Raw genomic sequence first — 26065 nt, 5'->3', positions numbered from 1 at the left:
TGTTCCCTCAAGCGGGCGTCAGCGCCCGCTGCAAATCTTCCAGCGTGGCCGGCTTGGTCAGGTGCAGGTCGAAGCCGGCGCCGAGTGCCTGGGCCACGTCGGCGCGCTGGCCGTAGCCGGTCAGCGCCACCAGCCGCAGCGTCGGCGCCGCGGCGCGCAGCAGCGCCGCCAGCGCGTAGCCATCCATGTCGGGCAGGCCGATGTCGAGGATCGCGACGTCCGGCGCCTGCCTTTGCACCTCCTCCGCCGCAGCCGCCGCCGTACCCGCGATGCGCACCGTGTGCCCGAGGTAATCGAGCACCGCGGCGGTCGCCCGGAGCGCGTCCTGGTTGTCGTCGACCACCAGCACGTCGAGCAGGCGCGCCTGCGCCGCGCCGGGCGCTTCTGCTTCCTTCGATGGCGCCGTCCCGAGCGGCAGCAGCACTTCGAAGCAACTGCCCTTGCCAGGACCCTCGCTGTGGGCCGACACCACTCCCCCGTGCAGCTCGACGATGCGGCGCACGATCGCCAGGCCCAGCCCGAGTCCGCCGGCATGGCGCGCCAGCGGCTGCCTGGCCTGGAAGAAGGGATCGAACACGCGCTCCAGCATCTCACGGTCCATGCCGACGCCGTCGTCGCTCACCGCCAGGCGTGCCTGGCCTTCCTCGACCAGCAGCCGGACGCCGTTTGCGCCCTTGCCGAAGCGCGCCGCGTTGGTCAAGAGGTTGTTCAGCACCTGCGTCAGGCGGCTCTCGTCGCCCAGCACCCAGGCCTCGGCCGGCGCATGCGCCTCGATGGCGCGTCCCGGCGCGGCCGGGAAGGAAGCCGTCACGTGGCGCACCAACTCGGCCAGGTTGACCGGGCGCAAGTCGATGCGCAGCTTGCCGCTGGTGATGCGCGAGACGTCGAGCAGGTCGTCGACCAGGCGCTTGAGGTGATTGGTCTGGCGCCGCAGGATGGCGCGTTCGCGCTGGTTCGACGCCTCGTTGCGCAGGTCCATCAGGTCGAGCGAGGCGACGATCGGGCTGAGCGGATTGCGCAGCTCGTGGCCGAGCATGGCCAGGAATTCGTCCTTCACGCGCGAAGCGCTGCGGCTGTCGTCCAGCGCGCGCTCGAGCGATGCCAGCAGCTGCGAGCGCTCGGCCTCGTGCGCGTCGCGCAAGGCCGCGGCGGCCATCAGGGCGCGTCCGGTCTCGTCGATCTCGCTGATGCGCGAGGGCGGGACCGACACCGGCAGGCCGGCGCCCAGCGCGGCGCCGCCGCGCTGCAGGCCGTGGAAGGCGCGCACGATGCGGTGCGACAGCAGGCTGGCGAGCAGCATGCAGGCCAGCAGCGATGCCGCCAGCCCGGCCGCGTACAGGGCGATGCCCTGCATCGAGGCCGGCGCCAGCGCCGAGGGCGGCACACCGATCGCCACCGCCCAGCCGTAGCGCGAGCGGGTGAAGGCCGACATCACCTGCGCCCCCTCCAGCGTGGTGGTTTCGCCCACCGCTTCCTGCCTGGGGTCTTGCATCAGCTTGACCAGCGAGGCACTGGGCGGGCCGCCGACCGTGTGCCGGTGCTCCTTCGAGCGGGCGACGATGGCGCCGCCGCCATCCATGATCGAGATCACCGAATTGCCCGGCACCTTCTGGCGCTCCAGCACGCGCAGCATGCGGCCGGGCTGGATCACCGCGCTCAGGACGTAGCGGCGCCCCGCGTCATCGAGAACCGGAACGCGCATCGGGAAGGCGGCGCGGCCGCCCTTGCCGATCGCGACCCGGCCGGCCAGCGGCTGGCCGCTATCGACCGCCTGGCGCAGGCTGGCGGGGTCGGCGATGATGCCGCCCGGCCCGCCGAAGGGCGCATTGCTGCGAAACAGGATGGCGCCGCTGGCGTCGGTCAGGATCACGGCCAGCCATTCCGGCTGGGCCGCCACGTGCTTGCGGGCGATCCCGTGGACGGCGCGCAGGTCGCCGGCCGCCATCGCCGGGGAGCGCGCCATGCCGGCCAGGGCCGCCACCGCGCCATCGAGCTCGGCGTCGACGGCGCTCGACAGCGCACGCGCCAGGTCGAGCAGGTGGCGCTGCTGCTCGCGCTGCTGGTATTCGCCCACCAGGTGCAGTCCCCACACGCCCAGCAGCGCCAGCGGCAGCAGGCCGAAGGCGGTGAGCAGCACCAGCAGGCGCCGGAGCGAAACGGTGGTGCGCTGGCGCAGCAGCATGGGATCGGCCTATGTCGGAAATGGACATTATAGGCACAATGCCGGCGTGCCCCGGCAAATGGCCGGGGCCGGCTGTTACTCGAAGTCTTCGGCCAGGTTCTTCCAGCCGCGGCTCTTGGCGAAGGCGGTGAATTCCTCGGGCGCCTCGAGCACGATCAGCTTGCTCTCCTGCAGGCCGGGATCGCTGTGGCCGAAGTCGGGGCCCTTGTAGCCGAGCGTGCGCAGGCGCTCGATGATCTGGCGCACCAGCACCGTGTCCTTGTAGGCGCCGGGCTCGAGCCTGGCCTTGAAGTCCACGTACACGTCGATGATCCCGTAGCCCTCGTCGAAGATGCGGATCGCCTTGACGTCGAGGGTACGGCCGTTGCCGTCCTTGGCCTGGAAAGGGCCGGACAGCTCGATGTCGGAATCGGTAGTCATGGCCGCAGCATACCACCGCCCGGCCCTGGGCGCGTGCGTGTTGGCTTTTCGGTCATAATGCCGAGGAATACTGATCGGGGAGAACAAGCAGGACATGGAACGGCCGGGACGCGCGCGGCGCAATCGATGGTGGCTGGCGCTGGCTGGGCTGGCGCTGCTGGCGCTCGCCGCGTTCTTCTTCATGTGGCGCCCCGCCCTGCCCGTGCAGGCGGCGCCGGCCCGCTTCGACAGCGCGCTGGTGGCGCGCGGCGCCAACTTGTCGAAGCTCGGCATGTGCGCGGCCTGCCACACGGTCGACCCGAGCAAACCCTTCGCCGGCGGCCTGGCGGTGAAGACGCCCTTCGGCACCGTCCACAGCACCAACATCACGCCGCACACGGGCACCGGCATCGGCGCCTGGAGCTTCGAGGCCTTCGAGCGCGCGATGCGCCAGGGCGTCGCGCGCGACGGCCGCCTGCTCTACCCCGCCTTCCCCTACAACCACTACACCAAGCTGGCGCCGGACGACATGCGCGCCCTGTACGCCTACTTCATGACCCGCCCGGCCCTGGCGGCGCCGGCGCGCGAGAACCGGATGAGCTTCCCCTTCGGTTTCCGTCCCCTGGTGGCTTTCTGGAACCTGCTCTACCTCGACGAATCGCCCTGGCAGCCCGATGCGCGCCAGCCGGCCGACTGGAACCGAGGCGCCTACGTCGCCAACGTACTGGCCCACTGCAGCGCATGCCACACGCCGCGCACCCTGCTCGGCGGGCCGGACCTGCAGCGCCGCTTCGACGGCGGCGATGCCGGCGGCTGGTACGCCCCGGCGCTCAATGGCAAGTCGCCCTCGCCCTTGCCGTGGACCCGGGAGCACCTGCAGGAATACCTGCGCACCGGCATCGCGCCCGACCACGCCGTGGCGGGCGGGCCGATGCAGGACGTGGTGGTCAACCTGGGCCAGGCCGATGCCGCGGACGTCGCCGCCCTCGCCACCTACATCCACAGTTACCTGAAACAGGCGCCGGCGCGCGCGACGCCCGCGCAACAGGCCGGTCCGCTGCCGCCACCAGGAGACAAGGATCCCGACCTGGCGCGCATGCGCCTCGGCTACGAGACCTATGCGATGGCCTGCGCCAGCTGCCACGATGCGGGGCGCAGCGCCAGCTCCGGCGCCGCCCTGCAGCTGCAGAAGGCGGTGGCCCTGTACGACCCGGACCCGCGCAGCCTGGTGCGCATCATCCGCGAAGGCATCGTGCCGCTAGATAGCGAACCGGGGCGCTGGATGCCCGGCTTCGCCACCCTGCTGGGCGACGAGCAGGTGACGGCGCTGGCCGCTTACCTGCGCCGTTATGGCGCAGGGGCCGAGCCGTGGCCTGACCTGGACGACACCGTGAAGAAGACGAGATAGCCATGACCACCTTCAAGCTGCAGGTTAACGGCAAGCCGCAGGAAGTCGACGTCGACGCCGACACGCCGCTGCTCTACGTGCTGCGCAACGACCTGAAACTCAACGGCGCCAAGTTCGGCTGCGGCATGGGACAGTGCGGCTCCTGTACCGTGATGCTCGACAAGGAGCCGGTGATGTCCTGCCTGCTGCCGGTGTCGATGGTGGGCAGCCGCGCCGTGCGCACGGTGGAGTCGGGCGGCACGCGCTGGGTGCCGGCCGTGGTGCTGCAGCAGGCCTTCGTCGAGGAGCAGGCGGCGCAGTGCGGCTACTGCATCGCCGGCATGATCATGCGCGCCACCGCCCTGTTCGAGCAGGTGGCCTCGCCCACCGATGCCCAGATCAAGGCCTGGATGCAGCCAAACCTGTGCCGCTGCGGCACCCACCTGCGCATCCTGCGCGCGGTGCGCCGCGCCGCCGACGTGCTCAAGACCCAGCCGATCCGGAACTACTGATGAACGATTCCCCCAAGCGCCCCGGCCGGCGCCGCTTCCTCGCAAGCGGCGGCGCCCTGACGCTTTCCTTCGCGCTGCCGCTGCGCGCCGCGCCCGGCGCCCTGCCCGGCAGCCTCGAACGCGAACCCTGGCTCGACGCCTGGATCCGCGTGGGCAGCGACAACCGCGTGAGCATCTTCACGGGCAAGGTGGAGCTGGGCCAGGGCATCAAGACCGCCCTGCTGCAGGTGGCCGCGCACGAGCTGCAGATCGATCCCGGACGCCTGGTGCTGGAAACCGCCGACACCGAGCGCTCGCCCGACGAAGGCTATACGGCGGGCAGCCACTCGATGCAGGACAGCGCCACCGCCATCCGCCACGCGGCGGCCCAGGTGCGCGCGCAGCTAGCGGAAAAGGCCGCGGCCCACTTGAAGGTGCCGGCCGCCACGCTGATGCAGGACAACAGCGTGTTCCGCACGCCCGACGGACGGCGCGTGAGCTTCAGCGAACTGGTGGCGGGCAGCGAGCAGCACGTGCGCGCGACAAGCGCCCTGCCGCCGCGCACGCCGAACGCGCGGCGCCTCATCGGGGTGACGCTGCCGCGGGTCGACATCCCTGGCAAGCTCAAGGGCCATGTCGCCTACGTGCAGGACCTGCGCCTGCCCGCCATGATGCATGGCCGCGTGGTGCGCCCGCCCTCACCGAGCGCGCGCCTGCTCTCGGTGGACAAGGCGGCGGTGGCGCACCTGGCGGGCGTGCTCGAAATCGTGCAGGACGGGCGCTTCCTGGCCGTGATCGCGGACGAGGAATACCGCGCGGTGAAGGCAGCGAAGGCGCTGGCGCGCGCGGCCCGCTGGGACGTACCTTCCGTTCTTCCGGCCGGCCGCGATGTGGCCGCGCTGGTGCGCAGCCTGCCGTCGACACCCGAGCAGGTGCTGGCGCAGGGCAAGCCCGGGGCGCCCGGCAAGACCCTGCGCGCCACCTATACCCGCCCGTTCCAGCTGCACGCCTCGATCGGCCCCTCGTGCGCGATCGCGCTGCTGGACGAAGGCCGCTACACGGTGTGGACCCATTCGCAGGGCGTGTTCCCGCTGCGCCGCGCGCTGGCCGAGCTGCTCGGCGCGCCCGAGGAAGCGGTGCGCTGCATCCATGGCGAGGGCTCCGGCTGCTACGGCCACAACGGCGCCGACGACGTCGCCGCCGACGCGGCGCTGATGGCGCGCGCCTTCCCCGGCATCCCGGTCCGGGTGCAATGGATGCGCGAGGACGAACATGCGTGGGAACCTTTCGGCCCGGCGATGGTGGCGGACGTCGCGGCCACGCTCGACGCGAGCGGCAGGATCGTCGACTGGCAGTACGAGGTCTGGAGCCAGTCGCACAACACCCGGCCCGGCAAGGCCGGCAACCTGCTGGCCGCCACCCTGCTGGCCAAGCCCTTCGTACCGCCCACGCCCAAGCCGATTCCGCAGCCCCAGGGCAGCGGCGACCGCAATGCCATTCCGTACTACGTGCTGCCGAACGCGCGCGTGACCCATCGCTTCCAGCCGGCCGGACCGTTCCGCACCTCGGCGGTACGCTCGCTGGGCGCCTACTGCAACGTGTTCGCGATCGAGAGCTTCATGGACGAGCTGGCGCGGGCGGCCGGCCTGGACCCGGTGGCCTTCCGCCTGCGCCACCTGGCGGACCCGCGCGCCATCGAGGTGGTCAAGCTGGCCGCAAGCAAGTTCGGCTGGGACGGCTACAAGAGAAGCCCCCGGCGCGGGCGCGGCTTCGCATTTGCCCGCTACAAGAACCTGGCGGCCTACTGCGCCGTCGCGCTGGAAGTCGAGGTGGCGCTGGACACCGGTTTTGTCCGCATCGTGCGCGCCGATGCCGCCGTCGACTGCGGCGAAGTGGTGAGTCCCGACGGGGTGCGCAACCAGATCGAGGGCGGCATCGTCCAATCAAGCAGCTGGACCCTGCTGGAGCAGATGCGCTTCGACGCCAGCCAGGTGATCAGCCAGGACTGGGCCGGCTATCCGATCCTGCGCTTCAACGGGGTGCCGGACAAGGTCGAGGTGCACCTGCTGGACCGTCCGGGCCAGCCTTTCCTCGGCACCGGCGAAGCGGCCCAGGGGCCGGCCGCGGCGGCGCTGGCCAATGCGGTAGCCGACGCCTGCGGCAGGCGCGTGCGCGATTTGCCGCTCAATCGCGAGCGCATGCGCAAGTTGGCTACGGGTTGACGGCCTTCCAGAACATGTAGGCCGCCAGCGCATACAGGATCACCGCGAACACCTTCTGCAGCTGACGCACCGGCATCTTGTGCGCGGTGCGCGCGCCGATCGGCGCCATGGTGACGCTGGCCAGCACGATGATGGCCAGGGCCGGCAGGTAGATGAAACCGAGCGACCAGTCCGGCAAGCCCGGCTCGCCCCAGCCGAACCAGATGTTCGAGAGGGTTCCGGAGAGCGCGATCGGAAAGCCCAGCGCCGCGCTGGTGGCCACCGCATTGTGGATGCGCACGCCGCACCAGGTCATGAAGGGCACCGACACGAAGCCGCCGCCGGCGCCGACGATGCCCGACAGGGTGCCGATCAGGCCACCGGTGGCGAACATGCCCGGCGCGCCCGGCAGCGCGCGCGACGCGGCGGGCTTTTTACCGATCAGCATCTGGGTCGCCGAGAAAGCGACGAACACGCCGAAGAAGGCTGCCAGCACCGTGGAATCCATCTGCTTGCCGATCCAGGGCCCGATCCAGGAGCCGATCAGGATGCCCGGCGCCAGCAGCTTCACCACCGGCCACAGGACCGCGCCGTGCTGGTGGTGGGCGCGCACCGAGGACAGGGAGGTGAACAGGATGGTCGCAAGCGAGGTGGCGATCGCCATGTGGATGGTCAGCTCGGGCGCGAAGCCGCGCGCGGTGAAGATCATCGTGATGAAGGGGACCAGCACCATGCCGCCGCCGATGCCGAGCAGCCCGGCCGCGAAGCCGCCGAAGGTGCCCATCGCCAGCAGCGCCAGGATCAGGGTGAGGTCCATCAGCGCTTCCCTTCGCGCACCAGGGCGACGATGGTGTTCCACTCGGCCGCCGTCACCGGCGACACCGACAGCCGGCTGCCCTTCTGCAGCAGCACCATGTCTTCCAACGCCGGGATGCTGCGCATCTCCGTCAACGGAAGGTAGCGCCCCGCTTCCACCGCACGCACGTCGACCGAGATCCAGCGCGGATTTTCCTGGGTGGCCTTGGGGTCGTGGTAGGGAGAGGACGGGTCGAACTGGGTCGCATCCGGATACGGACCGCTCGCCACCTCGGCGATGCCGGCCACGCCGGGCACTGCGCAGCTGGAGTGGTAGAACAGGACGCCGTCGCCGACCGACATGGCGTCGCGCAGAAAATTGCGCGCCTGGTAGTTTCGTACGCCGTACCAGGACACGGTTTGCTCCGGCGCGGCCAGCACGTCGTCGAAACTGACGTCGTCCGGCTCCGATTTCATCAACCAATAACGCATTCCGTCTCCACACGCAGAAAGGTCGGCTCTGCCGACCTTTCTGCGAAAAACCCTATCGAAAAAAAAAGCGGCTGCGTACCGAAGTGCGCAACCGCTCGTGTGTGTAGCCCCGCCTGTGTCGTTATTGCCGGCATCCCGAACCAAAAGGCTCAAGGTGGTCGCAGTCAGCTCAATTTCGGGTTCGTCAGACTAGTGACGCTCGCGCCCACCAAGCATGTCCCACAACCTATGCGAAAGAATGGTTCAAGGAATATATGACAAATCTCGAACACCGCAGGGTAGAGCGCAGTTTACTCCGTTGGCCGAGCATGTCAATCGAATCTGAACCTCAGGACAGATTTTCCTGCGGCGCCAGGGCCTGGTCCAGCACCGTGTGCATCGCCTCGAGCTTCTGCTTGACTTCCAGGATCGACATGTCGGACAGCGGCCCCTGGGGCGACTTAACCGACAGGAATTCGGCCGCCACGCTGAGCGCCGCCATGACGGCGATGCGGTCGGTGCCCCTGACCTTGCCCGAGTCGCGCAGCGCGCACATCTTGCCGTCCAGGTAGCTGACCGCTTCGCGCAGGGTGCGCTCTTCGCCTTCGCGGCAGGCCAGGCGGTAGGACTGGCCCATGATGGTGCAATCGAGATGGATCATTGGCTTGCCTCGTTCGGCTCGCCGGCCTCAGGACCGGCATCGGCTGCATCGTCCGCTTCGCCTTCCGGCGCGGGCAACTGCTCGAGCAGCGCCTCGACGCGGCGCTGCGCCTCGATCAGCCGCTCCTTGAACGCGATGTTCTCGGCGCTCAGCAGGTGGTTGGCCTGGCGCAGCAGGTAGTTCTCGGCGCGCAGCGACTGGGTCAGCTGGGCGAGCCGGTCGATCTTGTCGGAGACGTCTTGAAATTCGGAAATCATTCGACACTATAGGACTGAGATGGTTTTTCCGTCAACCGAATCGCGCCTCCATTCAGGAGGGAAGCGCTCGGGGCCATAGCATACAGCATCCGTGCGGCGTCCCGGCGCTATCCGGTGTACCCTGCCCGGCCATTGCTCGAATGCCACCGCCGACAGTGTACAACCCATCTATTGGATTGTGTTTTCGCAAAAAAGTCGGTTCGATCCCACACATTCCCGCTTGAAATGGGGTGTTATCGTCCCTATAATCACCTTCGTGTTAGCACTCGGCAGCCTAGAGTGCTAACAAACCGAAGCACAAATTTTCCCAGCCGCCACCACCGTATGGCGGCTTTGAACAGCTAGTCAAACCACTGAAAAATAAGGAGTTTTGCATGAACCTTCGTCCTCTGCACGATCGCGTAATCGTGAAGCGTCTCGACCAGGAGACCAAGACTGCATCCGGCCTGATCATCCCTGATGCGGCCGCCGAGAAGCCGGACCAGGGCGAGATCCTGGCCGTCGGCAACGGCAAGGTGCAGGAAAATGGCCAGGTTCGTCCGCTGGAAGTGAAGGTCGGTGACCGCGTCCTGTTCGGCAAGTACTCGGGCCAGGCCGTCAAGGTCGATGGCCAGGAACTGCTGGTCATGCGCGAAGAAGACATCATGGCCGTCGTGGCCCAGTAATTGGTCAAACCCGCATTCCTCCTGTAATACACATTCACGAATTCATTCGGAGAACAAGAAATGGCAGCTAAAGAAGTAATTTTCGGCGACGCAGCGCGCGCCAAGATGGTTGAAGGCGTCAACATCCTCGCCAACGCAGTCAAGGTCACCCTGGGCCCGAAAGGCCGCAACGTGGTGCTGGAGCGCTCGTTCGGCGCCCCGACCGTCACCAAGGACGGCGTCTCGGTCGCGAAAGAGATCGAACTGAAGGACAAGCTGCAGAACATGGGCGCGCAGATGGTCAAGGAAGTCGCGTCGAAGACCAGCGACAACGCCGGTGACGGCACCACCACCGCGACCGTGCTGGCACAGGCGATCGTCCGCGAAGGCATGAAGTTCGTTGCCGCCGGCATGAACCCGATGGACCTGAAGCGCGGCATCGACAAGGCCGTCGCCGCCACCGTCGAAGAACTGAAGAAGATCGCCAAGCCGACCACCACCTCGAAAGAGATCGCCCAGGTCGGCGCCATCTCGGCCAACTCGGAAACCTCGATCGGCGAGCGCATCGCCGAGGCGATGGAAAAAGTCGGCAAGGAAGGCGTCATCACCGTCGAAGACGGCAAGTCGCTGAACGACGAGCTGGACATCGTGGAAGGCATGCAGTTCGACCGCGGCTACCTGTCGCCGTACTTCATCAACAACCCGGACAAGCAGGTCGCGGTTCACGAGAACCCGTTCATCCTGCTGTGCGACAAGAAGATCTCGAACATCCGTGACCTGCTGCCGGTGCTGGAGCAAGTCGCCAAGGCCGGCCGTCCGCTGGTGATCGTCGCCGAAGACATCGAAGGCGAAGCGCTGGCGACCCTGGTGGTCAACAACATCCGTGGCATCCTGAAGACCGTCGCCGTCAAGGCGCCTGGCTTCGGCGACCGCCGCAAGGCCATGCTGGAAGACATCGCCATCCTGACCGGCGGCCAGGTGATCGCCGAAGAAGTCGGCCTGACCCTGGAAAAGGTCACGCTGCAGGAACTGGGCCAGGCCAAGCGCGTCGAAGTGGGCAAGGAAAACACCATCATCATCGACGGCGCCGGCGCCGCTGAAGCGATCGAAGCACGCGTCAAGATGGTCCGCGTCCAGATCGAAGAAGCGACCTCGGACTACGACCGCGAAAAACTGCAGGAACGCGTGGCCAAGCTGGCCGGCGGCGTTGCCGTGATCCGCGTCGGTGCAGCCACCGAAGTCGAGATGAAAGAGAAGAAGGCACGCGTGGAAGACGCGCTGCACGCAACCCGCGCTGCCGTGGAAGAAGGCATCGTCCCGGGCGGCGGCGTGGCCCTGCTGCGCGCACGTTCGAACATCGACATCAAGGGCGACAACCCTGACCAGGACGCAGGCATCAAGATCGTCCTGCGCGCCATGGAAGAGCCGCTGCGCATGATCGTCCAGAACGCCGGCGACGAGCCGTCGGTCGTGGTCGCCGCAGTCATCGCCGGCACCGGCAACTACGGCTACAACGCCGCCAACGGCACCTACGGCGACATGGTCGAAATGGGCGTGCTGGATCCGGCCAAGGTCACCCGCTCGGCACTGCAGAACGCAGCGTCGATCGCCGGCCTGATGCTGACCACCGACTGCATGGTCTCGGAAGTCGTTGAAGACAAGCCGGCCGGCGGCATGGGCGGCATGGGCGGTATGGGTGGCATGGGCGGCATGGACGGCATGATGTAATCGTCCGGCCTACCAGCCAGAAAGCCTGCAGGGTTCGCGCCTTGCAGGCTTTTTTACTTTGGCAGGGTCAGGTCTGACATTCGGACACGAGCTCTGCTGTTATCTTTCTTACCGGAGGCAGGTATGGCAACCGTGAACGCTTTTGATCTCGACAACGCGATGATGCTGGCGGATGATCAGGGCAGCGAGGCATGGGTGAGCCTGGAAACGGGTCATGTCCATATTCGCTCGGACCTGGTCGGCGAGATGGAACCGCTTCCTGAGAACATCGGCCAAGAAGGCCATTACATCCCGGTGCCGGGCCAGCACACGCTGGAGCTGGGCCGGGCCGTGGTCATCGATTTTGTCCAGCGCCACATGCCCTCGGACGAAGACGAGGTCCGGCGGATATTCAGGCGCGCGGGCGCCTATGCCCGCTTTTCGGCATTGGTGGACAAGCGCAGCCTGCGCGACCGGTGGCATGCATTCCGCGAGCAGCGCACGCTGGACGCGATGCGTGCATGGTGCGAACAGCACGGACTGAATCTAGCGGAATAAGCAGGCCTGGTCGTCGGCTCGCAACCCTAGCGGTGTGCCGGCCTGGAAGTCAGCCGTTCCGCCAGCACCGCGGTCGCGATCGACTGCAGCAGATGGACGCTCCAGCGCTCGCCGGCCTTGCGTGGCCCCGCCTTTGCCTCGCCCTCGGTGATGCCGAGCATAGGCGCGATGCAGCCGATGTTCACCGCATATAGCGCGGTGCCGTACAGCGCACCGATGGTCACCGGTGACAAGGACGGCGCGGCATCGCGCAGCTTGGGAACCGCCAGCGCGAAGGCGGCCGATGCGCCGAGATGATTGACGAACTCGACGACGCTGGTGCCGGTGTCGCCGATCACCTTGCGCGAGCCGGTGACATCGTCGATCCAGTCGACCGCATCCCGGTCGAGCGTTTTCCCCAGCAGGCCGGTCTTGCGCCCGACGACCATGAAGGCAGTCGTCAGCACGCCCGCTATCAGACCGCCTGTCATCGCTGCTGAATATCGTTGCATGAGAATTTCTCCACGTATGAGTTGATCATGCAGGCAGGATGACAGGTCGGCGCGCCGGCTCGGTACGGTACTGCACGCATCGTCCACGAACGGCGCCGCAAGCGGGTCATCAGCGTAACGGACGTGCAGACAAGCGATATCAAACAGTATTGCGCGCTGATGTATTGTCGAGGCCGTGTCCGAATGTCAGACCTGACCCCAGGGGAGGACGGTGCAGGAAGAGTGCGGCCAGCGCGAGCACGCACTCAAGCAGCACGGCTGGCCAGCTCAAGGGCATCGGCATGCCTTGCGCGGCGAGATCCGCCGCGAATGCGGGCACGCCGAGCGCGGCCGCGGTCAGCATGGCGAGCGTGAGCGCGAGCGCACCGAACGACAGGCGCAACAGCAGGACGAGGGAGCGGAGTGTGTGGTCCATGATGGCTTCCTTGCAAGGTGGGTTGAGGAGTTCCTACTCTATCGCTGCAAGAATGCCTATAAAATAGGCGTTCATGAAACCATCGTATGCAAAATTGCAATCGAAGCTTGGCCTCCAGGACCTGGAAATCATCCTGGCCCTGCACCGCGGCCGCACCCTCGCCGGCGCCGCCGAGCGGCTAAAGGTGGATGCGTCCACCGTGTTCCGCGCCATCAAGCGCATCGAGGCCGATGTCGGCGAGCTGCTGTTCGACCGCGGCCGGCAAGGTTATACGGCGACGGAACTCGGGCGCGTGCTGGCCAGCCATGCGGAGCGGATCGAGACCCAGCTCGAGGAGGCGCGCGAAGCGGCCTTCCACCAGGCCACGGCGCCCTCCGGCGTGCTGCGCATTACCCTGACCGACACGCTGCTGCATACCGTGCTGCTGCCGGTGCTGGCGCGCTTTGCCGAGCGCTACCCGGACATCCGGCTCGAACTGGCCAGCACCAACGTGCTCGTCAACCTGAGCCAGCGCGAAGCCGACATCGCCATCCGCGCCACCAATGCGCCGCCCGAGCACCTGGTCGGCATCCGGCTGGGCACGATGCGTTCGGCCGTGTATGGCGGCGCCGGCTACCTGGCGGGGCAGCCGCAAGGCAGGCACTACAGCGAGATGGACTGGATCGCGCTGGACGACAGCCTGCCCGACCACCCGTCCCAGCACTGGCGCCGCGCGCGCCATCCCCAGACCCTGCCGCGCCACAAGGTCGGCAACCTGCTGGCGGTTGCCGGCGCCGTCGTGAACGGACTGGGCGTCGGCGTGGTGCCGCTGGCGGTGATGCGCGATCGTCCAGAGGTCACCATGCTGGAAGGGCCGCTGCCGGAACTGGACATCGGCCTGTGGCTGCTGGCCCATCCCGATACCCGCTACCTGGGACGGATGAAGGCCATGTTCGACTTCCTGCGCACGGCCATCGCATTGCCCGCATCCTGAAGCCGGGCACGCGCAGTGACTTCCCATCGACGCGGCCGACGTCCCTATCGCAGGATATCGGTCGCCAGATGCCCCTCCGGCAGAGCGTCGACCAGGAACACCACGCTCGCCGCGTTCCTCGTCCGCAGCGGCAGGATCTCCTGGTAGGCAGGCGAGGCATACCACCGGCGGGCATGTTCGATGTCGGGAAACTCGATCACCACCACGTCCGCGGGCAGGCTGCCTTCCAGCACCTCGGGCGCTTGGCCGTGCAGCAGGAAGCGGCCCCGATACGGCTTCATCGTCTCGTCGATCCGTTCGAGGTAACGGACGATGTCCGGTCCAAACACCACGTCCTTCAGCAGACCGACGGCATACGCATTCATGTTCTTCTCCTGTAAGGCTTGCGTGGATTGAACTATCCGCTCCGCCGCGGCGCCTGGCGATTACCTGCCAGGTAATCGAGTATCCCCTTTTATCGCTGGCGCATAGACTGCGCAGTCCTGCGCATGCAAATATTGACAAGGCGGCGCCCCGGGTCCACTGTACTGCGTGTAATAGTACAGTTAGGAGCCACCATGAGCCGCCGAACACCCTTGATGCTGAACATCGCCACCGGCGACACCCGGCCGATCAACCGCCAGATCGTCGACGGCGTGCGCCGCCTGATCGCCAGCGGCGAGCTGGAGGTCGGCGCTCTACTTCCCAGCGTGCGCGGCCTGGCCCAGCAGTTGTCGATCAACCCCAACACCGTGGCCAAGGCCTACGGCGAACTGACCCTGGAAGGCTGGGTAGAGTCGCGCGCGGGCCTCGGCCTGTTCGTGCTCCAGCCGCGCCAGCTGCTGTCGGACGCCGAGCGCGAACGCCGCCTGGGCGAGGCGGTGGACCGCTTCACCGGCGACGTCATCGGCCTCGGCTACAGCGATACCGACATCCTCGACCGCGTCGCCGGTGAACTGGCAGCCTGCCTGCCACGCAAAGTCGCCTGAAAGAGAACATAAAATGAACGACCTCGTCATCCGCACCGACAAGCTGTGCCTGTCCTACAAGGGCAAGCAGGCCCTCGACAAGCTGAGCCTGCACCTGCCGCGCGGCGGCGTGCACGCCATCGTCGGCGCCAACGGCGCCGGCAAGTCGACCCTGTTCCGCGTGCTGCTCGGCTTCGCCTGCGCCGACAGCGGCTCGGCCGCCGTGCTGGGCTGCGACAGCCGCGCCCTCACCCCGGCCCTGCGCGCGCGCATCGGCTTCGTCAACGAAGAACACACCCTGCCCGCCTGGATGCGGGTGCAGGAACTGGCGCACATGCAGCGGCGCCTGTACCCGCTGTGGAACCAGGAGCGCTATCGCCAGGTCCTGGCCAACTTCAACGTGGCCGACCGCCAGCGGATCAGCGAGCTGTCGCGCGGCGAGCGCGCCGGCGTGAGCCTGGCCCTCGCCCTGGCGCAGGGACCGGAACTGCTGATCCTCGACGAGCCCACGCTCGGCCTGGACGTGGTGGCCAAGCGCGCCTTCCTCGACGCCCTGCTGCAGACCAGCCTGGACGATGGCGCCACGGTGGTCTACTGCTCGCACCAGATGGAAGAGATCGAGCGCGTCGCGGATAACCTCGTCATCCTCGAGCGCGGCGTGCTGCGCCATATGTCGGCGCCCGGCGACTTCTGCGAGCGAGTCAGCCTCTGGATCGCCGACTTCCCGTTCCGCCAACCCGAAGCCGCGCACCTCCCCGGCGTGCTCGAGATGCGCGTCATCGATGGCCTGACCCACCTGGTGGTGTTCGATGGCGGCATCGATTTCGGCCACCGCCTGCGCCTGATGGGCGCGCGCACCGCGCAGCAGATGCCGGTGAGCCTCGACCGCGCCGTCAACGGCTTCCTCACGCGCGGCCATGCCGGCGCCAACCTCCTGTCCGCAGCAGCCTGAAAGTCCCCATATGAAAGAACTCTTCCTGAGCGAGTGCCGGCGCTTCCGCAACCTGGCGCTGATCGCGGCCGTCGTGCTGCTGGTGTTGCTGCAGCTGGCCATCCGCATGGCCGACCCGCTGCAGCAGCGCTGGCAAGTACAGATGATGATGATGATGTTTGCCATCGCCGCCATGGGGCTTGCCTTTGCCGTGGTCCAATTTAGCAGCTACCGTCAGCCCAGCCGCTGGCTGTGGCTGATGCACCGTCCGCTGGCGCGTGGCCGCATCTTCGGCGCGCTGGCCCTGGCCTCGCTGGTCCTCTTGAGCGTCGCCGTGGCGCTCCCAAGCCTGCTGGTGGTGGCCGGTGCCGACTATTTCACCGGCGACACCGTCGACGCCCGCCACTACCTGATCCCGCTGCACCTGCTGCTGGCAAGCTATACCGCCTGGCTGGCCGGCTGCTACCTGGTGCTGTGCGGACGCCGCACCGCCTTCGTGGTGCTGTTCGTACCAAGCGTGCTGGTCCTGCACCTGGCCTCCGGCGCCGCACTGCTGGTGCCGGCCGCGATCGGCCTGGCCTTGACGGCGGCGCTGGCCTACACCGCCTTCCGGCCGGACCGCACCGGGCCGCCGGCCGGCGCGGGCGCCCACCTGGCAAGCGCGGTCCCGCTGGTGCTCGGCTTCTACCTGCTCATGCTGTGGGGCGGCTCGACCGTGTTCCAGGTCGGCCAGATGCTGCTGGGCGTGAATCCGCTCAACAGCAAGGTGGCGCGCGCCGGCGGCTACAGGGAACTGGTGCGCTCCCCCGGCGGCGACAACCTGCAGCGCGCCTTGGCGGTTTCCAGTGACCCGCGCGCCGCGCACTGGCGCCGTCAGCTGGCGCTGCTCGAAGTGGGCAAGGTCCAACCCCAAGGGCGCGAACACCCGGTGCGCGGCGCGATCGCCAACCTCGATGCGACGCAATGGCACGACGGGAAGCGCAACATCGCGTGGACCTTCAACCACGACCGCATGCTGTACGAAGGACGCGATATGCATACCGATGCGCCGCGCGGCTGGTTCGGGGGTGGCGGGAGGGGCGACCTGCGCCCCTTCGACTCGCCGCCGCTCATCGTGACCAAATCCTTCATGACGCGGCAGCGGCTGTTCTGGATCGACTCCGAATCCGGCCGCGCCCCCACGCTGTTGACGGTGAGCGGCCCCGAGACGCTGGCCGGCGGCGTGCAGGAAGTCGGCCGCCAGCCCTTCGTGCTGACCAACCTGCGCCTGATCGCCTTCCGCCGCCAGGCTACCCCAGCGGCGCCGCTGGAGGAAGCCTACAGCGTGCCCCTGCCCGGCCCCTTCGGGGACCTCAACCGGATCGACGTCGCGCGCCTGCTCGACGGCACCCTGCTCTCCTTTAATTTCGGCGTCCGCATGGTAGACGGCGAGACCGGCTCGCGCCAGATGGTAGCGTTCGTCGATGCCCAAGGGCGCGCGACGCCGGTCTCCTCCCGCCTCGTCGAGCACGACTTCCCGCTGCTGTTCGAGCACAAGGACTGGTGGCTGTCGCCGGTGGCCAACGCAGTGCTGACGCTGCCCGAACGCCTGCTCGACAGGGGCCTGATCGAGGACGCGCGGGGAACGCCGGTCCAGGCGCGCCCGACGGCCGTGGTCGCGGCGGCACTGGTCGCGGCCCTGCTGTCCGCCGCACTGGCGGCATGGCGCCTGCGGGAACAGCCCATGCGCTACCGGCTGGCCTGGACCGTGGCCGCCCTGGTGCTGGGACCGCCCTGCGCCGCCGCCCTGTGGGTGCTGGCGCCGCGCGCCATCCCTGCAAGCACTGCTGCCGTCGAAGCACAAGGCGCGCCCGTTCCCGCCGCCGCCTGAAAGGACTCGATCATGCGACATCCTGTCTGCGCCATGCCGGCGCGGGCCGGCGCGCGTCTGTGCGCTGCGCTGCTGGCCCTCATGTGCACACTCTCGTGCGCTCAGGCCGCGCCCTTATCAAGCGAGCTGGCGCGCAATGCCGCGCTGCCGCGCGCGCCGCTGCTCGACCCCGGCCTGTTCGACCGCCCCGAGCGCCTGCGCGAGGTGCGCCTTGCGCCCGACGGCGCCCACCTGGCCTGGGTCGAGGACAGCGACGGCAAGCCCGTACTGTACGTAAAACCGCTGGCCGGCGGCGCAGCCCGTTCGCTGGTCGCGCTCGAGTCGAACGACCGGGGCGCGCCAGCCCGGGTCCACTGGTCGCGCGACGGCACGGTGCTGTTCCTGGCGCAGGAAGGCGGCGTGGCGGCGATCGGCGTGCGCGACGGCGCGGGGGGCCTGATCGCGAGCTTCGGCAAAGACGGCAAGGACGGCAACGCACGCTTTGCAGGCGTCGACCGCGCCATGCCCTGATCGAAGAGAACAACGTCCTCAGGCGCACGACGCGCCTGGTGCGCATCGGCGCCGACGGCGCGCGCAGCATCCTGTACGACGGCCGCGGCACCGTCAATGCCCAGCTTTCTGCGCCTAACGGCCTGCCCGCCATCCTGCGCCGCCAGGAAGCGGACTTCACGCAGCTGATCCTGCAGCGCCGCGGGAAAGAGTGGATCGAAGCCACCCGTTGCGCGCCGCTGCGCACCTGTGTTCCGCTGGCGCTGTCGCCCGACGGCAGCCGGCTGTTCCTGCGCACCCTGCATGCCGGCGACCGCGAAGCGCTGGTCGAGGTGCAGCTGGCGAGCGGCGCGCGGCGCCTGGTCCACACCGATCCGGCGGGCCTGGCGGACCTGGTCGACGTGACCCTGTCGCCACGCGACGGGCAACCGATGCTGGCCACCTACCAGTTGCCGGAGCTGCGCCTGGTCGGACTGGATGCCGAGGGCAAGCGCATCGCCGCCGGGATCGCGCGGCGCTTCCCGGCGGGCGGCGTCGTGATCGAATCCTGCGCCGCGAACGCCTGCCTGCTGGCCGAACGCAACGCACGGATGGCGCACGCACGCTACTGGATCCTGGACCTGCAGCGCCAGGCCTTCCGTCCCGTGCTCGACGAGGTGCGCGCGAAAGGCGGCATGCCGCCCGACACCCAGCTGGCGCAGCGGATCGCGCTGCGCTACCCGGCCTCGGACGGCGCCAGGGTGCACGGCTACCTGACCCTGCCGCCCGGCCTGCCGGCGCGCTCGCTGCCGCTGGTCACCTTCGTGCATGGCGGCCCCTGGAGCCATGTCACGGGCGGCTACAGCCCGAGCGCGCAGCTGCTGGCCAACCGGGGCTTTGCGGTGTTCGAGCCGAACTTCCGCGGCTCGACCGGCTACGGCGAGCGCTACACGCTGGCGCCGGGCGCCGGCTACGGCAACGGCCGCGTGCAGGCCGACATCATCGACGGCGTGCGCTGGCTGCTGGCGCAGGGCGTGGGCGACCCGCAGCGGCTCGGCATCGCGGGCGGCTCGTTCGGCGGCTACGCCACCCTGCTGGCGCTGACCCATACGCCCGCCATGTTCCGCTTCGGGATGGCGACCCAGCCGCCCACCGACTTCGCACGTGTGCTGCGCCAGGGAGCGGACGAGCCGGCGCGGCCGGGCCAGCCGCCGCTGCGCCAGGTACTGGCCGCGGTGGGGATCGATCCGGCCAACCCGGCGCACATCGACCCGATCGCCGCCGCGGCCCCGCACCGGCTGGCAAGCCGCGTGCGTGCACCGCTGCTGCTGGTGGCCGGCGCGCAGGACGACAAGGTCGAGGTGGAAGCGGTTGCCGACTACGCGGCGCGCCTGCAGGAACTGGGCAAGCCGGTCAGCCTGCTGGTCGACCCAAGCGAGGGACACAACGCGCACAACCCGGTGGCGCGCGAGGCGCAGATGCACCTGCTGCTGCGGATGCTGCACCGCTACCTCGGCGGCCCGCCGGCCCCCAGGCCGTCTCCCGCGGTCGCCAGCTACCTCGCCCGCACGCTGCGCGCCAACGGCGCCCTGGGGGAGTGATTTGTTGCTGACAAAATACACAGGGTGTAGACTTCCCGCTCCATCCTGTGAGGCACCCATGTCGAGACGCGCTGCAATCCATCCTTCCTTGCCCTTGCTGGCCGCCCTTGCCATCGCGCTGGCCGCTGCCGGCTGCAAGCGTGCCGAGCGCGAGGAAGTGAAGCCGCCCCCGGCGCCCGCGGTCGCCAAGGAAGCGCCGGCACGCACCCGGGAACAGGCCATGGAAGCCCTGCTCGCGGTGCCGGAACTGAAGGCCTGGTCCGCGCAGATCGAACAGCGTTCGAAGGGCAAGGCGCATGGCGCGGTGATCGAGGACGACCCGGCGCCGCGCGAGATCAACGGCAGGAAGTACTACCAGCTCAGCTTCGTGGAGAACCGCGCCAACGACGTGCGCCGCCGCGAGAGCTTCCTCGTGTCCCAGCAGGGCGACGAGATCCTGGTGGAGGATGCCGAGACCGATACCGTCCTCAGCCTGCAGGAATGGCGCCGCCATATCGAGCGCGTCGAACTCAAGAGCGCGGACTGAAGGCCGGCAGGTCCAGCAGCTCCACCCGCTGCAGCGAACCGCTCGACATGTACCAGTCGTTGACCACCAGCTCCAGCGCATCCACCTGCATGCTGCCGAACGGCGCGTGGCGCAGCTCCTCGAGCAGCGCCGCGAAGCGCGCCGGCTGCAGCAAGGGCGCGGCAAAACGCAGCAGCGTCGCATGCGCGGTCACCAGCCGGTAGCGCTGGTCGAGTGAAGCATCCAGGCCGCGCGCCCGCAGCCCGATGCGCAGGCGCTCGCGCAGGGTCTCCAGCGCCGCGCCGCGCGGATAACCGCAGGCCATGACGGCGCCGCGCGACAGCGTGATGCCGGCGAATTCGATCTCGAATGCCTCCATGCCTTTCAGCGCCGCGTGCACCGCGGCGCGATAGGCGTCCAGCCGCGCCAGCTGGGCGCCCGGTTCCTCGGTGACGGTGAACAGGGACAGGACGGTGAGGTGCATGTCGGCCGGCGGATGGCGGTACTGCCCCGGCTCGGCCTGCGCCAGGCGCTCGAGCAAGGCATCGAAGCGCGCTTGAAGCGCCGCGCCGGGACGCGCGACCAGGGTCAGGCCGCGGCGTGGATCGGGCCCGGCCAGCACCCGTTCGTCGCGTTCGATGTCGCCGGCGGCGATCGCGCCATGGGCGCGCGTCCACATGGCGTCGTAGTAGGCGTGCAGATCGGGCGACCGGGAATCGTCTTTCATTCCCCTATTCTCGCTCAAACCCGAAGAACGCGGCCGGTTCAGCTGTCCAGGTGCGAGATCAGGAGCCTGCGCGGATCGTCGCCCTGCGCTTCGCCGTGCTGGCCGTCCACCGAAATGCCCACCGCCAGGATGTCGATCAGCAGCAGCTGCAGGATGCGCGAGATCATCGACAGGAAGCTGGTGCTGTCCTCGGCATGGTCCACCGCCAGGCACACCGTCGCCTTGCGCGCCAGCGGCGACTGGCTGTTGCTGATGGCAATCACGTCGGCGCCGGCGGCGCGGGCGGTGTCCACCGCGCCCAGGAGCTCGGCGATGCTGCCCGAATTCGATACCGCGATGACGACGTCGCCCGGCTGCAGCAGCTCGGCCGCGAGCTGGAACAGGTGCGAGTCGCCGTACAGCGAGGTCGGGATGCGAAAGCGGAAGAACTTGTGCTGCCCGTCCAGCGCCACCGCGCGCGAATTCCCCATCGCGAAGAACTCGACGCGGCGCGCCCGGCTCACCAGTTCGATGGCGCGGTCGAGTGCGCGCACGTCCAGCTGGTCGCGGAAGCGCAGGATCGCCGACACCGTGTTGTCGATCACCTTGGCCGACAGGTCGTGGGTGCTGTCGCTGATGCGCACCTGGCTGTGGCGCACCGGGATCGAGCCGGTCAGGCTGCTCGCGAACTTGAGCTTGAAGTCGGCCAGGCCCTGGAAGCCGAGCGAGCGGCAGAAGCGGATCACGGTCGGCTGGCTCACGTCGGCCAGGCGTGCGATCTCGGCGATCGGCTCGTTCAGCACCAGGCGCGGCTGCTCCAGCACCAGGCTGGCGACCCGCTGCTCGGCCGGGCTCAGGCTGTGGCGCAGCTGCTGGACGCGCTCCATCAGGGTGTTGGCGCCGCTGCGCCCGCGCAGGTGCTCGGCCAGGATGGTCGCCACGCCATGCAGGGCCGGATGCGGCGTGGTGATGACGTAGGTCGGGATGTCGGCCAGGTAGCTGGAAAAGCGTCCCTTGGCTTCGAAGCGCGCGCGGAAGGGCGAGCCGGCGAACCATTCGCCCATGCGCGGCACGATGCCGCCGCCGATGAAGATGCCCCCGAAGGCGCCCAGCGTCACCGCCAGGTTGGCCGCGGCCGCGCCCAGCATGCCGCAGAAGCATTCCAGCACCTCCAGGCACAGCGGGTCCTGCTCGTCCAGCGCGCTGTTGACGATCTCGGCCGCCTTGCGCGCCGGGGCCGCGACGCCGTTGCGCGCTGCCAGCGCGCGGTGGATGATTTCCATGCCCGGCCCGGAGATCAGGCGCTCGTTCGAGACGTGCGGCCATTCCTTCCAGGCGGTCTGCAGGATGGCGAACTCGCGTTCGTCGCCGGGCGCGAAGTTGACGTGGCCGCCCTCGCTGCCGAGGGTGACGAAGCCGTCGGCGGTCGGGATCACGCCGGACACGCCCAGGCCGGTGCCCGGACCCAGCACGCCGATCACGGCGTTCGGCGCCGGCGCGCCCTGCCCCACCTGCATCAGGTCGCCGCGGGTCAGGCCGGGAATCGCCATCGCCAGCGCGGTGAAGTCGTTGACGATCAGGAGCGTCGTCAAGCCCAGCTCGCGCCGCACCGCGTCGGTCGAGAACTGCCAGTCGCGGTTGGTCATGCGGACGAAATCGCCGCTGATCGGGTTGGCCACCGCCAGCGCCGCATGATGCAAACGCATGTCGGCGTGGTCCTTCAGGTAATAGCGCAGCAGCGACACGATGCCGTCGAAGTCCTCGCACAGCAGCACCCGCACGGCGATGAACACGCCGGGCGCGGTCTGCAGCGCGAAGCGGGCGTGGGTCGCGCCGATGTCGGCCAGCAGGCGCGGTCCGTCGGCGAAGGCCGTGCGCGCCGATCTTTCCGCGAAGGTTCCAGCTTCCTGCTGGCTGCCCATTATTTGCCCGCGCCCGCTGCGATGCTGCCGAACCAGGCGCCGTAGGGCGGCAGGCTGACCTTGCCGCCGGCCGCCTGGCCCGGCAGGCCGTGCGTAGCGAGCGGCTGCGCGGCGCTGCTGGCCGGCCAGTCGAAGCTCACTTCACGATCGGACAGGTTGAAGGCGGCCAGTACGCTGTCCATCCCTTCCACGTCGCGGCGCAGGGCCAGCACCGGCTCGGGCGCATCGAAGAACACGATGTCGCCGCGGGTCAGCTGCGGCATCGTCTTGCGCCAGGCGATGAAGCGGCGCTGGAAGTTCAGCATCGAGTCCGGGTCCTGGTCCTGCCGTTCGACGCTGTTTGCCAGGTGCGGCTCGGCCACCGGCAGCCAGGGCTTGCCGGCCGTGAAGCCGGCGTTCGGGGCCTCGCTCGTCCAGGGCATCGGGGTGCGGCAACCGTCGCGGCCCTTGAACTCTGGCCAGAAGGTGATGCCGTACGGGTCCTGCAGCAGTTCGAAGGGCACATCGGCTTCGCTCAGGGCCAGCTCGTCGCCCTGGTACAGGCAAGGGGTGCCCTTGAGCGAGAGCTGCATCGCCAGCACCAGCTTGGCCAGCGCCGGACCGGCATTCTGGCCCGGCGCGCCGCCCCAGCGGGTGACGACGCGGATGGCGTCGTGGTTGCCGACCGACCAGGAGGCCCAGCCGTCCTTGACGCGTTCCTTGAAGTCCTCGACCTGCTTGCGGATGTGGGCTGCGCTGAATTCCGGCGTGAGCAGGTTGAAGCTGTAGGCCATGTGCAGCTTGTCGCCGCCTTCGGTGTACTCGGCCATCTGGGCCAGCGCGTCGTCCGAGCTGACCTCGCCGATCGACACTGCGCCGAACTCGTTCAGCTGCGCGCGCACGCGCTGCAGGAAAGCGATGTTCTCCGGCTGGGTCTTGTCGTAGACGTGGGCCTGCATGCCGTAGGGGTTCACGTCCGTCACGGTGGACGTGTCGCGCACCAGGGCCGGCGGGTTGCTGCGCAGCTCGCGGTCATGGAAGTGGAACACGCAGGCGTCCATGCGCACGCCGTCCACGCCGCGCTCGAGCCAGAAGCGCTGCGCGTCCAGGTGGGCCTGCTGCACGTCCGGGTTGTGGAAGTTCAGTTGCGGCTGGCTGACCAGGAAGTTGTGCATGTAGTACTGCTTGCGGCGGGTATCCCATTGCCAGGCCGAGCCGCCGAACACCGACAGCCAGTTGTTCGGCGGGCAGCCGTCCGGGAGCGGGTCGGCCCACACGTACCAGTCCGATTTCGGGTTGTCGCGGCTCTTGCGGCTCTCGACGAACCAGGGGTGGGTGTCGGCGGTGTGCGACATCACCTGGTCGATCATGATCTTCAGGCCCAGGCTGTGCGCCTTGGCGATCAGCTTGTCGAAGTCGGCCAGGGTGCCGAACAGCGGATCGACGTCGCAGTAGTTCGCGATGTCGTAGCCGAAGTCCTTCATCGGGGAGGTGAAGAAGGGCGACAGCCAGACGATGTCCACGCCCAGGCTCGCGATGTAGTCGAGCTTGTCGGTGATGCCGGCCAGGTCGCCCACGCCGTCGCCATTGGTGTCGAGGTAGCTGCGCGGATAGACCTGGTAGATGATGGCTTCTTTCCACCAGTTCGGGTTGGCGGTCGTCGAGATCTGGGTCATGGCTGGCTCGTCAGGGATGATCGGAATTCTAGGCAATATACAGGATCAAACAGAACTTTACAATTGGCCAATGCGAGCAAATAAACGATCACAATCCTTTTAATTCAATGACTTATGATAAAACTTCGTTTCCGCTCATCGATCATGAAGTAGCTAAACTACGCGTCATTTGTATCTGCAATGTTTCACAAGCATATTTTTATTGCAAAGTAAGTCAGCCTCGGCATAGGATCGCGGTTGTTTCGATTTTTCGAGGACGTCATGAGCGAAGTAAAGAGCACCGGGCGCATGCCGCGGCAGATCCCCTACATCATCGCCAACGAGGGCTGCGAGCGCTTCAGCTTCTACGGGATGCGCAACATCCTGACGCCCTTCCTGATCTCGACGTTGCTGATCTTCCTGCCGGAGAACATGCGCACCGGCGAAGCCAAGGACGTGTTCCACACCTTCGTGATCGGCGTCTACTTCTTCCCGCTGCTGGGCGGCTGGCTGGCCGACCGCTTCTTCGGCAAGTACAACACCATCCTCTGGCTCAGCCTCGTCTATGTCGCCGGCCACGCCTGCCTGGCCATCTTCGAAGACAACGTCAAGGGCTTCTACTTCGGCCTGTTCCTGATCGCGCTCGGTTCGGGCGGCATCAAGCCGCTGGTGTCCTCGTTCATGGGCGACCAGTTCGACCAGACCAACAAGGACAAGGCAAAGGTCGTGTTCGACGCCTTCTACTGGATCATCAACTTCGGCTCCTTCTTCGCCTCGCTGCTGATGCCGCTGTTTCTGCGCGACTACGGTCCGGCAGTGGCCTTCGGCATCCCGGGCATCCTGATGGCGATCGCCACGCTGGTGTTCTGGCTCGGGCGCAAGAAGTACGTCAACGTGCCTCCAAGCCCGCGCGACCCGCATTCCTTCATGCGCGTGGCGCGCACCGCCCTGCTCGCACAGAAAGCCGGCGCCGGCCGTCCGGGCCTCATCGTGGCCCTCATCGGCGTGCTCGGCGCGATCGGCTCGTTCGCCATGATGCCGAGCTGGGGCATCGTGATCGGCGCCTGTACCGCACTGGTGCTGCTGCTCGCCTTCGGCGGGATCGGCACCGCCATGCAGATCGAGCGCGCCCGCGGCGTCCATCCGGACATCGCGGTGGACGGCGTGCGCGCCGTGCTGCGCATCCTGATCGTGTTCGCGCTGGTCACGCCCTTCTGGTCGCTGTTCGACCAGAAAGCCTCGACCTGGATCGTGCAGGCCAACGACATGACGACCGAGGTCAGCCTGCTCGGCTTCAGCTTCAGCGTGCTGCCGGCCCAGATGCAGGCGCTCAACCCCTTGCTGGTGATGCTGCTCATTCCCTTCAATAACATCGTGCTGTTCCCGCTGATCCGCAAGCTGGGCGTTGAGCCCACTGCCCTGCGCCGCATGACCGCCGGCATCGCCTTCTCGGCGCTGGCCTGGATCGCGGTCGGCTGGCTGCAGCTGCAGCTCGACGCCGGCGACGCCGTGTCGATCGCCTGGCAGATCCTGCCCTACGCGCTCCTGACCCTGGGCGAAGTGCTGGTCTCGGCCACCGGTCTCGAGTTCGCCTACAGCCAGGCGCCGGCGGCGATGAAAGGCATCATCATGGCCCTGTGGTCGCTGGCCGTCACGGTCGGCAACCTGTGGGTGCTGATCGTGAACGCCGGCGTCAAGGACCCCGGCGTCGTCGCCAGCATCGAAAGCTCGGGCGTGGGCCTGATGGCCTTCCAGATGTTCTTCTTCGCCGGCTTCGCCATGCTGGCGGCGCTGGCCTTCGGCCTGTACGCCAAGCGCTACAAGATGGTCGACCACTATCGCGCCTGAC

The 26065-nt window shown here is 68.0% G+C and carries 26 protein-coding genes and 1 other RNA gene; 14 read left to right on the top strand and 13 right to left on the bottom strand.

The features are described from left to right. Nucleotides 1-7: 7 nt before the first annotated feature. Nucleotides 8-2182, bottom strand: a complete 2175-nt coding sequence (locus FG94_RS18295) for an ATP-binding protein (RefSeq protein WP_036214513.1) — start codon at nucleotides 2180-2182, stop codon at nucleotides 8-10. A gap of 75 nt (nucleotides 2183-2257) precedes the next feature. Further along, nucleotides 2258-2602, bottom strand: a complete 345-nt coding sequence (locus FG94_RS18290; RefSeq protein ID WP_036214512.1) for a hypothetical protein — start codon at nucleotides 2600-2602, stop codon at nucleotides 2258-2260. 94 nt (nucleotides 2603-2696) lie between these two features. Between FG94_RS18290 and FG94_RS18285 the strand changes: the two genes are divergently transcribed. From FG94_RS18285 to FG94_RS18275, 3 genes are read left to right on the top strand one after another with little or no spacing between them, the layout of a single operon-like run. Beyond that, complete coding sequence (locus FG94_RS18285) at nucleotides 2697-3989, top strand: cytochrome c (protein WP_081926070.1); 1293 nt, start codon at nucleotides 2697-2699, stop codon at nucleotides 3987-3989. A gap of 2 nt (nucleotides 3990-3991) precedes the next feature. Further along, the gene (locus FG94_RS18280) at nucleotides 3992-4480 is read left to right on the top strand and encodes a (2Fe-2S)-binding protein (protein WP_036214511.1); all 489 of its coding nucleotides are present in this window, start codon (nucleotides 3992-3994) and stop codon (nucleotides 4478-4480) included. Next, entirely contained in the window at nucleotides 4480-6681 is a 2202-nt protein-coding gene (locus FG94_RS18275; RefSeq protein ID WP_036214510.1) for a molybdopterin cofactor-binding domain-containing protein, read from the top strand. The genes FG94_RS18280 and FG94_RS18275 overlap by 1 nt, the downstream gene beginning before the upstream one ends. Here the strand turns inward: FG94_RS18275 and FG94_RS18270 are convergent. The 5 genes from FG94_RS18270 to FG94_RS18255 all read right to left on the bottom strand — a co-directional run bounded on the left by FG94_RS18270 (nucleotide 6671) and on the right by FG94_RS18255 (nucleotide 8844). Next, nucleotides 6671-7477 carry a sulfite exporter TauE/SafE family protein gene (locus FG94_RS18270; RefSeq protein ID WP_036214509.1) on the bottom strand — a complete coding sequence of 269 codons (807 nt, stop codon included), beginning with the start codon at nucleotides 7475-7477 and terminating at the stop codon, nucleotides 6671-6673. The two genes, FG94_RS18275 and FG94_RS18270, sit on opposite strands and share 11 nt — an antisense overlap. Then, complete coding sequence (locus FG94_RS18265; RefSeq protein ID WP_036214508.1) at nucleotides 7477-7947, bottom strand: EVE domain-containing protein; 471 nt, start codon at nucleotides 7945-7947, stop codon at nucleotides 7477-7479. The genes FG94_RS18270 and FG94_RS18265 overlap by 1 nt, the downstream gene beginning before the upstream one ends. A gap of 102 nt (nucleotides 7948-8049) precedes the next feature. After that, nucleotides 8050-8230, bottom strand: a non-coding RNA gene (gene ssrS, locus FG94_RS26755) — 6S RNA. 45 nt (nucleotides 8231-8275) lie between these two features. Continuing rightward, on the bottom strand, nucleotides 8276-8587 hold the full coding sequence (locus tag FG94_RS18260) for a cell division protein ZapA (protein WP_027865157.1): 312 nt from the start codon (nucleotides 8585-8587) through the stop codon (nucleotides 8276-8278). Continuing rightward, nucleotides 8584-8844 carry a hypothetical protein gene (locus FG94_RS18255; protein ID WP_036214507.1) on the bottom strand — a complete coding sequence of 87 codons (261 nt, stop codon included), beginning with the start codon at nucleotides 8842-8844 and terminating at the stop codon, nucleotides 8584-8586. The genes FG94_RS18260 and FG94_RS18255 overlap by 4 nt, the downstream gene beginning before the upstream one ends. Before the next feature lie 374 nt (nucleotides 8845-9218). Here FG94_RS18255 and groES point away from each other — a divergent pair, with 374 nt between their 5' ends. The 3 genes from groES to FG94_RS18240 all read left to right on the top strand — a co-directional run bounded on the left by groES (nucleotide 9219) and on the right by FG94_RS18240 (nucleotide 11753). Then, nucleotides 9219-9509 (top strand): co-chaperone GroES, encoded by a 291-nt coding sequence (gene groES / locus FG94_RS18250; RefSeq protein ID WP_027865155.1) that lies wholly within the window; start codon nucleotides 9219-9221, stop codon nucleotides 9507-9509. A gap of 60 nt (nucleotides 9510-9569) precedes the next feature. Next, complete coding sequence (gene groL, locus FG94_RS18245; RefSeq protein WP_036214506.1) at nucleotides 9570-11216, top strand: chaperonin GroEL; 1647 nt, start codon at nucleotides 9570-9572, stop codon at nucleotides 11214-11216. Nucleotides 11217-11339: 123 nt separating this feature from the next. Continuing rightward, complete coding sequence (locus FG94_RS18240) at nucleotides 11340-11753, top strand: hypothetical protein (protein ID WP_036214505.1); 414 nt, start codon at nucleotides 11340-11342, stop codon at nucleotides 11751-11753. 26 nt (nucleotides 11754-11779) lie between these two features. Here the strand turns inward: FG94_RS18240 and FG94_RS18235 are convergent, their stop codons facing one another. Both FG94_RS18235 and FG94_RS18230 read right to left on the bottom strand, forming a co-directional pair. Beyond that, entirely contained in the window at nucleotides 11780-12244 is a 465-nt protein-coding gene (locus tag FG94_RS18235; RefSeq protein WP_036214503.1) for a hypothetical protein, read from the bottom strand. Between the two features lie 139 nt (nucleotides 12245-12383). Then, nucleotides 12384-12659, bottom strand: a complete 276-nt coding sequence (locus tag FG94_RS18230; RefSeq protein WP_036214501.1) for a hypothetical protein — start codon at nucleotides 12657-12659, stop codon at nucleotides 12384-12386. A gap of 73 nt (nucleotides 12660-12732) precedes the next feature. On the opposite strand from FG94_RS18230, the gene FG94_RS18225 reads away from it, so the two are divergent. After that, nucleotides 12733-13632, top strand: a complete 900-nt coding sequence (locus FG94_RS18225; protein WP_036214499.1) for a LysR family transcriptional regulator — start codon at nucleotides 12733-12735, stop codon at nucleotides 13630-13632. 44 nt (nucleotides 13633-13676) lie between these two features. Here the strand turns inward: FG94_RS18225 and FG94_RS18220 are convergent, their stop codons facing one another. After that, nucleotides 13677-13997, bottom strand: a complete 321-nt coding sequence (locus tag FG94_RS18220; protein ID WP_036214497.1) for a DUF1330 domain-containing protein — start codon at nucleotides 13995-13997, stop codon at nucleotides 13677-13679. A gap of 192 nt (nucleotides 13998-14189) precedes the next feature. Between FG94_RS18220 and FG94_RS18215 the strand changes: the two genes are divergently transcribed. From FG94_RS18215 to FG94_RS18190, 6 genes are read left to right on the top strand one after another with little or no spacing between them, the layout of a single operon-like run. Further along, nucleotides 14190-14600, top strand: a complete 411-nt coding sequence (locus tag FG94_RS18215; protein WP_081926069.1) for a GntR family transcriptional regulator — start codon at nucleotides 14190-14192, stop codon at nucleotides 14598-14600. 13 nt (nucleotides 14601-14613) lie between these two features. Next, nucleotides 14614-15531 carry an ABC transporter ATP-binding protein gene (locus FG94_RS18210; protein ID WP_036214493.1) on the top strand — a complete coding sequence of 306 codons (918 nt, stop codon included), beginning with the start codon at nucleotides 14614-14616 and terminating at the stop codon, nucleotides 15529-15531. Nucleotides 15532-15541: 10 nt separating this feature from the next. Then, on the top strand, nucleotides 15542-17380 hold the full coding sequence (locus FG94_RS27705) for a hypothetical protein (RefSeq protein ID WP_036214491.1): 1839 nt from the start codon (nucleotides 15542-15544) through the stop codon (nucleotides 17378-17380). A 12-nt stretch (nucleotides 17381-17392) separates the two neighbouring features. Next, the gene (locus tag FG94_RS27700; RefSeq protein WP_161783980.1) at nucleotides 17393-17890 is read left to right on the top strand and encodes a hypothetical protein; all 498 of its coding nucleotides are present in this window, start codon (nucleotides 17393-17395) and stop codon (nucleotides 17888-17890) included. A 38-nt stretch (nucleotides 17891-17928) separates the two neighbouring features. Then, nucleotides 17929-19449 (top strand): S9 family peptidase, encoded by a 1521-nt coding sequence (locus FG94_RS18195; protein ID WP_036214487.1) that lies wholly within the window; start codon nucleotides 17929-17931, stop codon nucleotides 19447-19449. A gap of 58 nt (nucleotides 19450-19507) precedes the next feature. After that, a complete protein-coding gene (locus tag FG94_RS18190; RefSeq protein WP_036214485.1) occupies nucleotides 19508-19975 on the top strand; it encodes a hypothetical protein in 468 nt (155 codons plus the stop codon). On the opposite strand, the gene FG94_RS18185 is transcribed toward FG94_RS18190, so the two are convergent. Genes FG94_RS18185 through FG94_RS18175 form a run of 3 tightly spaced genes read right to left on the bottom strand, consistent with a single transcriptional unit; the run spans nucleotide 19959 to nucleotide 24237 of the window. Beyond that, nucleotides 19959-20681 carry a 2'-5' RNA ligase family protein gene (locus FG94_RS18185; RefSeq protein WP_036214483.1) on the bottom strand — a complete coding sequence of 241 codons (723 nt, stop codon included), beginning with the start codon at nucleotides 20679-20681 and terminating at the stop codon, nucleotides 19959-19961. The genes FG94_RS18190 and FG94_RS18185 overlap by 17 nt on opposite strands. 38 nt (nucleotides 20682-20719) lie before the next feature. Further along, nucleotides 20720-22582, bottom strand: a complete 1863-nt coding sequence (locus tag FG94_RS18180) for a glucokinase (RefSeq protein WP_036214482.1) — start codon at nucleotides 22580-22582, stop codon at nucleotides 20720-20722. Continuing rightward, nucleotides 22582-24237 carry an alpha-amylase family glycosyl hydrolase gene (locus FG94_RS18175; protein WP_036214480.1) on the bottom strand — a complete coding sequence of 552 codons (1656 nt, stop codon included), beginning with the start codon at nucleotides 24235-24237 and terminating at the stop codon, nucleotides 22582-22584. Before FG94_RS18175 ends, FG94_RS18180 begins: the two co-directional genes overlap by 1 nt. A gap of 261 nt (nucleotides 24238-24498) precedes the next feature. Between FG94_RS18175 and FG94_RS18170 the strand changes: the two genes are divergently transcribed. Further along, nucleotides 24499-26064, top strand: coding sequence for an oligopeptide:H+ symporter (locus FG94_RS18170; protein WP_036214478.1), 1566 nt, complete (start codon nucleotides 24499-24501; stop codon nucleotides 26062-26064). Nucleotide 26065 lies beyond the last annotated feature (1 nt).

It is taken from the genome of Massilia sp. LC238, from assembly GCF_000735635.1.
Classification (GTDB): Bacteria; Pseudomonadota; Gammaproteobacteria; order Burkholderiales; family Burkholderiaceae_D; genus Telluria; species Telluria varians.
The sequence above is the reverse complement of the archived record's forward strand: the minus strand, read 5'-3'. Positions and strand labels throughout refer to the sequence as shown.

Bases quoted from the DNA above. Each gene is read 5' to 3' on its own strand.
- FG94_RS18295 (WP_036214513.1), bottom strand. From the start codon at position 2,182: ATGCTGCTGCGCCAGCGCACCACCGTTTCGCTCCGGCGCCTGCTGGTG.
- FG94_RS18290 (WP_036214512.1), bottom strand. From the start codon at position 2,602: ATGACTACCGATTCCGACATCGAGCTGTCCGGCCCTTTCCAGGCCAAG.
- FG94_RS18285 (WP_081926070.1), top strand. From the start codon at position 2,697: ATGGAACGGCCGGGACGCGCGCGGCGCAATCGATGGTGGCTGGCGCTG.
- FG94_RS18280 (WP_036214511.1), top strand. From the start codon at position 3,992: ATGACCACCTTCAAGCTGCAGGTTAACGGCAAGCCGCAGGAAGTCGAC.
- FG94_RS18275 (WP_036214510.1), top strand. From the start codon at position 4,480: ATGAACGATTCCCCCAAGCGCCCCGGCCGGCGCCGCTTCCTCGCAAGC.
- FG94_RS18270 (WP_036214509.1), bottom strand. From the start codon at position 7,477: ATGGACCTCACCCTGATCCTGGCGCTGCTGGCGATGGGCACCTTCGGC.
- FG94_RS18265 (WP_036214508.1), bottom strand. From the start codon at position 7,947: ATGCGTTATTGGTTGATGAAATCGGAGCCGGACGACGTCAGTTTCGAC.
- FG94_RS18260 (WP_027865157.1), bottom strand. From the start codon at position 8,587: ATGATCCATCTCGATTGCACCATCATGGGCCAGTCCTACCGCCTGGCC.
- FG94_RS18255 (WP_036214507.1), bottom strand. From the start codon at position 8,844: ATGATTTCCGAATTTCAAGACGTCTCCGACAAGATCGACCGGCTCGCC.
- groES (WP_027865155.1), top strand. From the start codon at position 9,219: ATGAACCTTCGTCCTCTGCACGATCGCGTAATCGTGAAGCGTCTCGAC.
- groL (WP_036214506.1), top strand. From the start codon at position 9,570: ATGGCAGCTAAAGAAGTAATTTTCGGCGACGCAGCGCGCGCCAAGATG.
- FG94_RS18240 (WP_036214505.1), top strand. From the start codon at position 11,340: ATGGCAACCGTGAACGCTTTTGATCTCGACAACGCGATGATGCTGGCG.
- FG94_RS18235 (WP_036214503.1), bottom strand. From the start codon at position 12,244: ATGCAACGATATTCAGCAGCGATGACAGGCGGTCTGATAGCGGGCGTG.
- FG94_RS18230 (WP_036214501.1), bottom strand. From the start codon at position 12,659: ATGGACCACACACTCCGCTCCCTCGTCCTGCTGTTGCGCCTGTCGTTC.
- FG94_RS18225 (WP_036214499.1), top strand. From the start codon at position 12,733: ATGAAACCATCGTATGCAAAATTGCAATCGAAGCTTGGCCTCCAGGAC.
- FG94_RS18220 (WP_036214497.1), bottom strand. From the start codon at position 13,997: ATGAATGCGTATGCCGTCGGTCTGCTGAAGGACGTGGTGTTTGGACCG.
- FG94_RS18215 (WP_081926069.1), top strand. From the start codon at position 14,190: ATGAGCCGCCGAACACCCTTGATGCTGAACATCGCCACCGGCGACACC.
- FG94_RS18210 (WP_036214493.1), top strand. From the start codon at position 14,614: ATGAACGACCTCGTCATCCGCACCGACAAGCTGTGCCTGTCCTACAAG.
- FG94_RS27705 (WP_036214491.1), top strand. From the start codon at position 15,542: ATGAAAGAACTCTTCCTGAGCGAGTGCCGGCGCTTCCGCAACCTGGCG.
- FG94_RS27700 (WP_161783980.1), top strand. From the start codon at position 17,393: ATGCGACATCCTGTCTGCGCCATGCCGGCGCGGGCCGGCGCGCGTCTG.
- FG94_RS18190 (WP_036214485.1), top strand. From the start codon at position 19,508: ATGTCGAGACGCGCTGCAATCCATCCTTCCTTGCCCTTGCTGGCCGCC.
- FG94_RS18185 (WP_036214483.1), bottom strand. From the start codon at position 20,681: ATGAAAGACGATTCCCGGTCGCCCGATCTGCACGCCTACTACGACGCC.
- FG94_RS18180 (WP_036214482.1), bottom strand. From the start codon at position 22,582: ATGGGCAGCCAGCAGGAAGCTGGAACCTTCGCGGAAAGATCGGCGCGC.
- FG94_RS18175 (WP_036214480.1), bottom strand. From the start codon at position 24,237: ATGACCCAGATCTCGACGACCGCCAACCCGAACTGGTGGAAAGAAGCC.
- FG94_RS18170 (WP_036214478.1), top strand. From the start codon at position 24,499: ATGAGCGAAGTAAAGAGCACCGGGCGCATGCCGCGGCAGATCCCCTAC.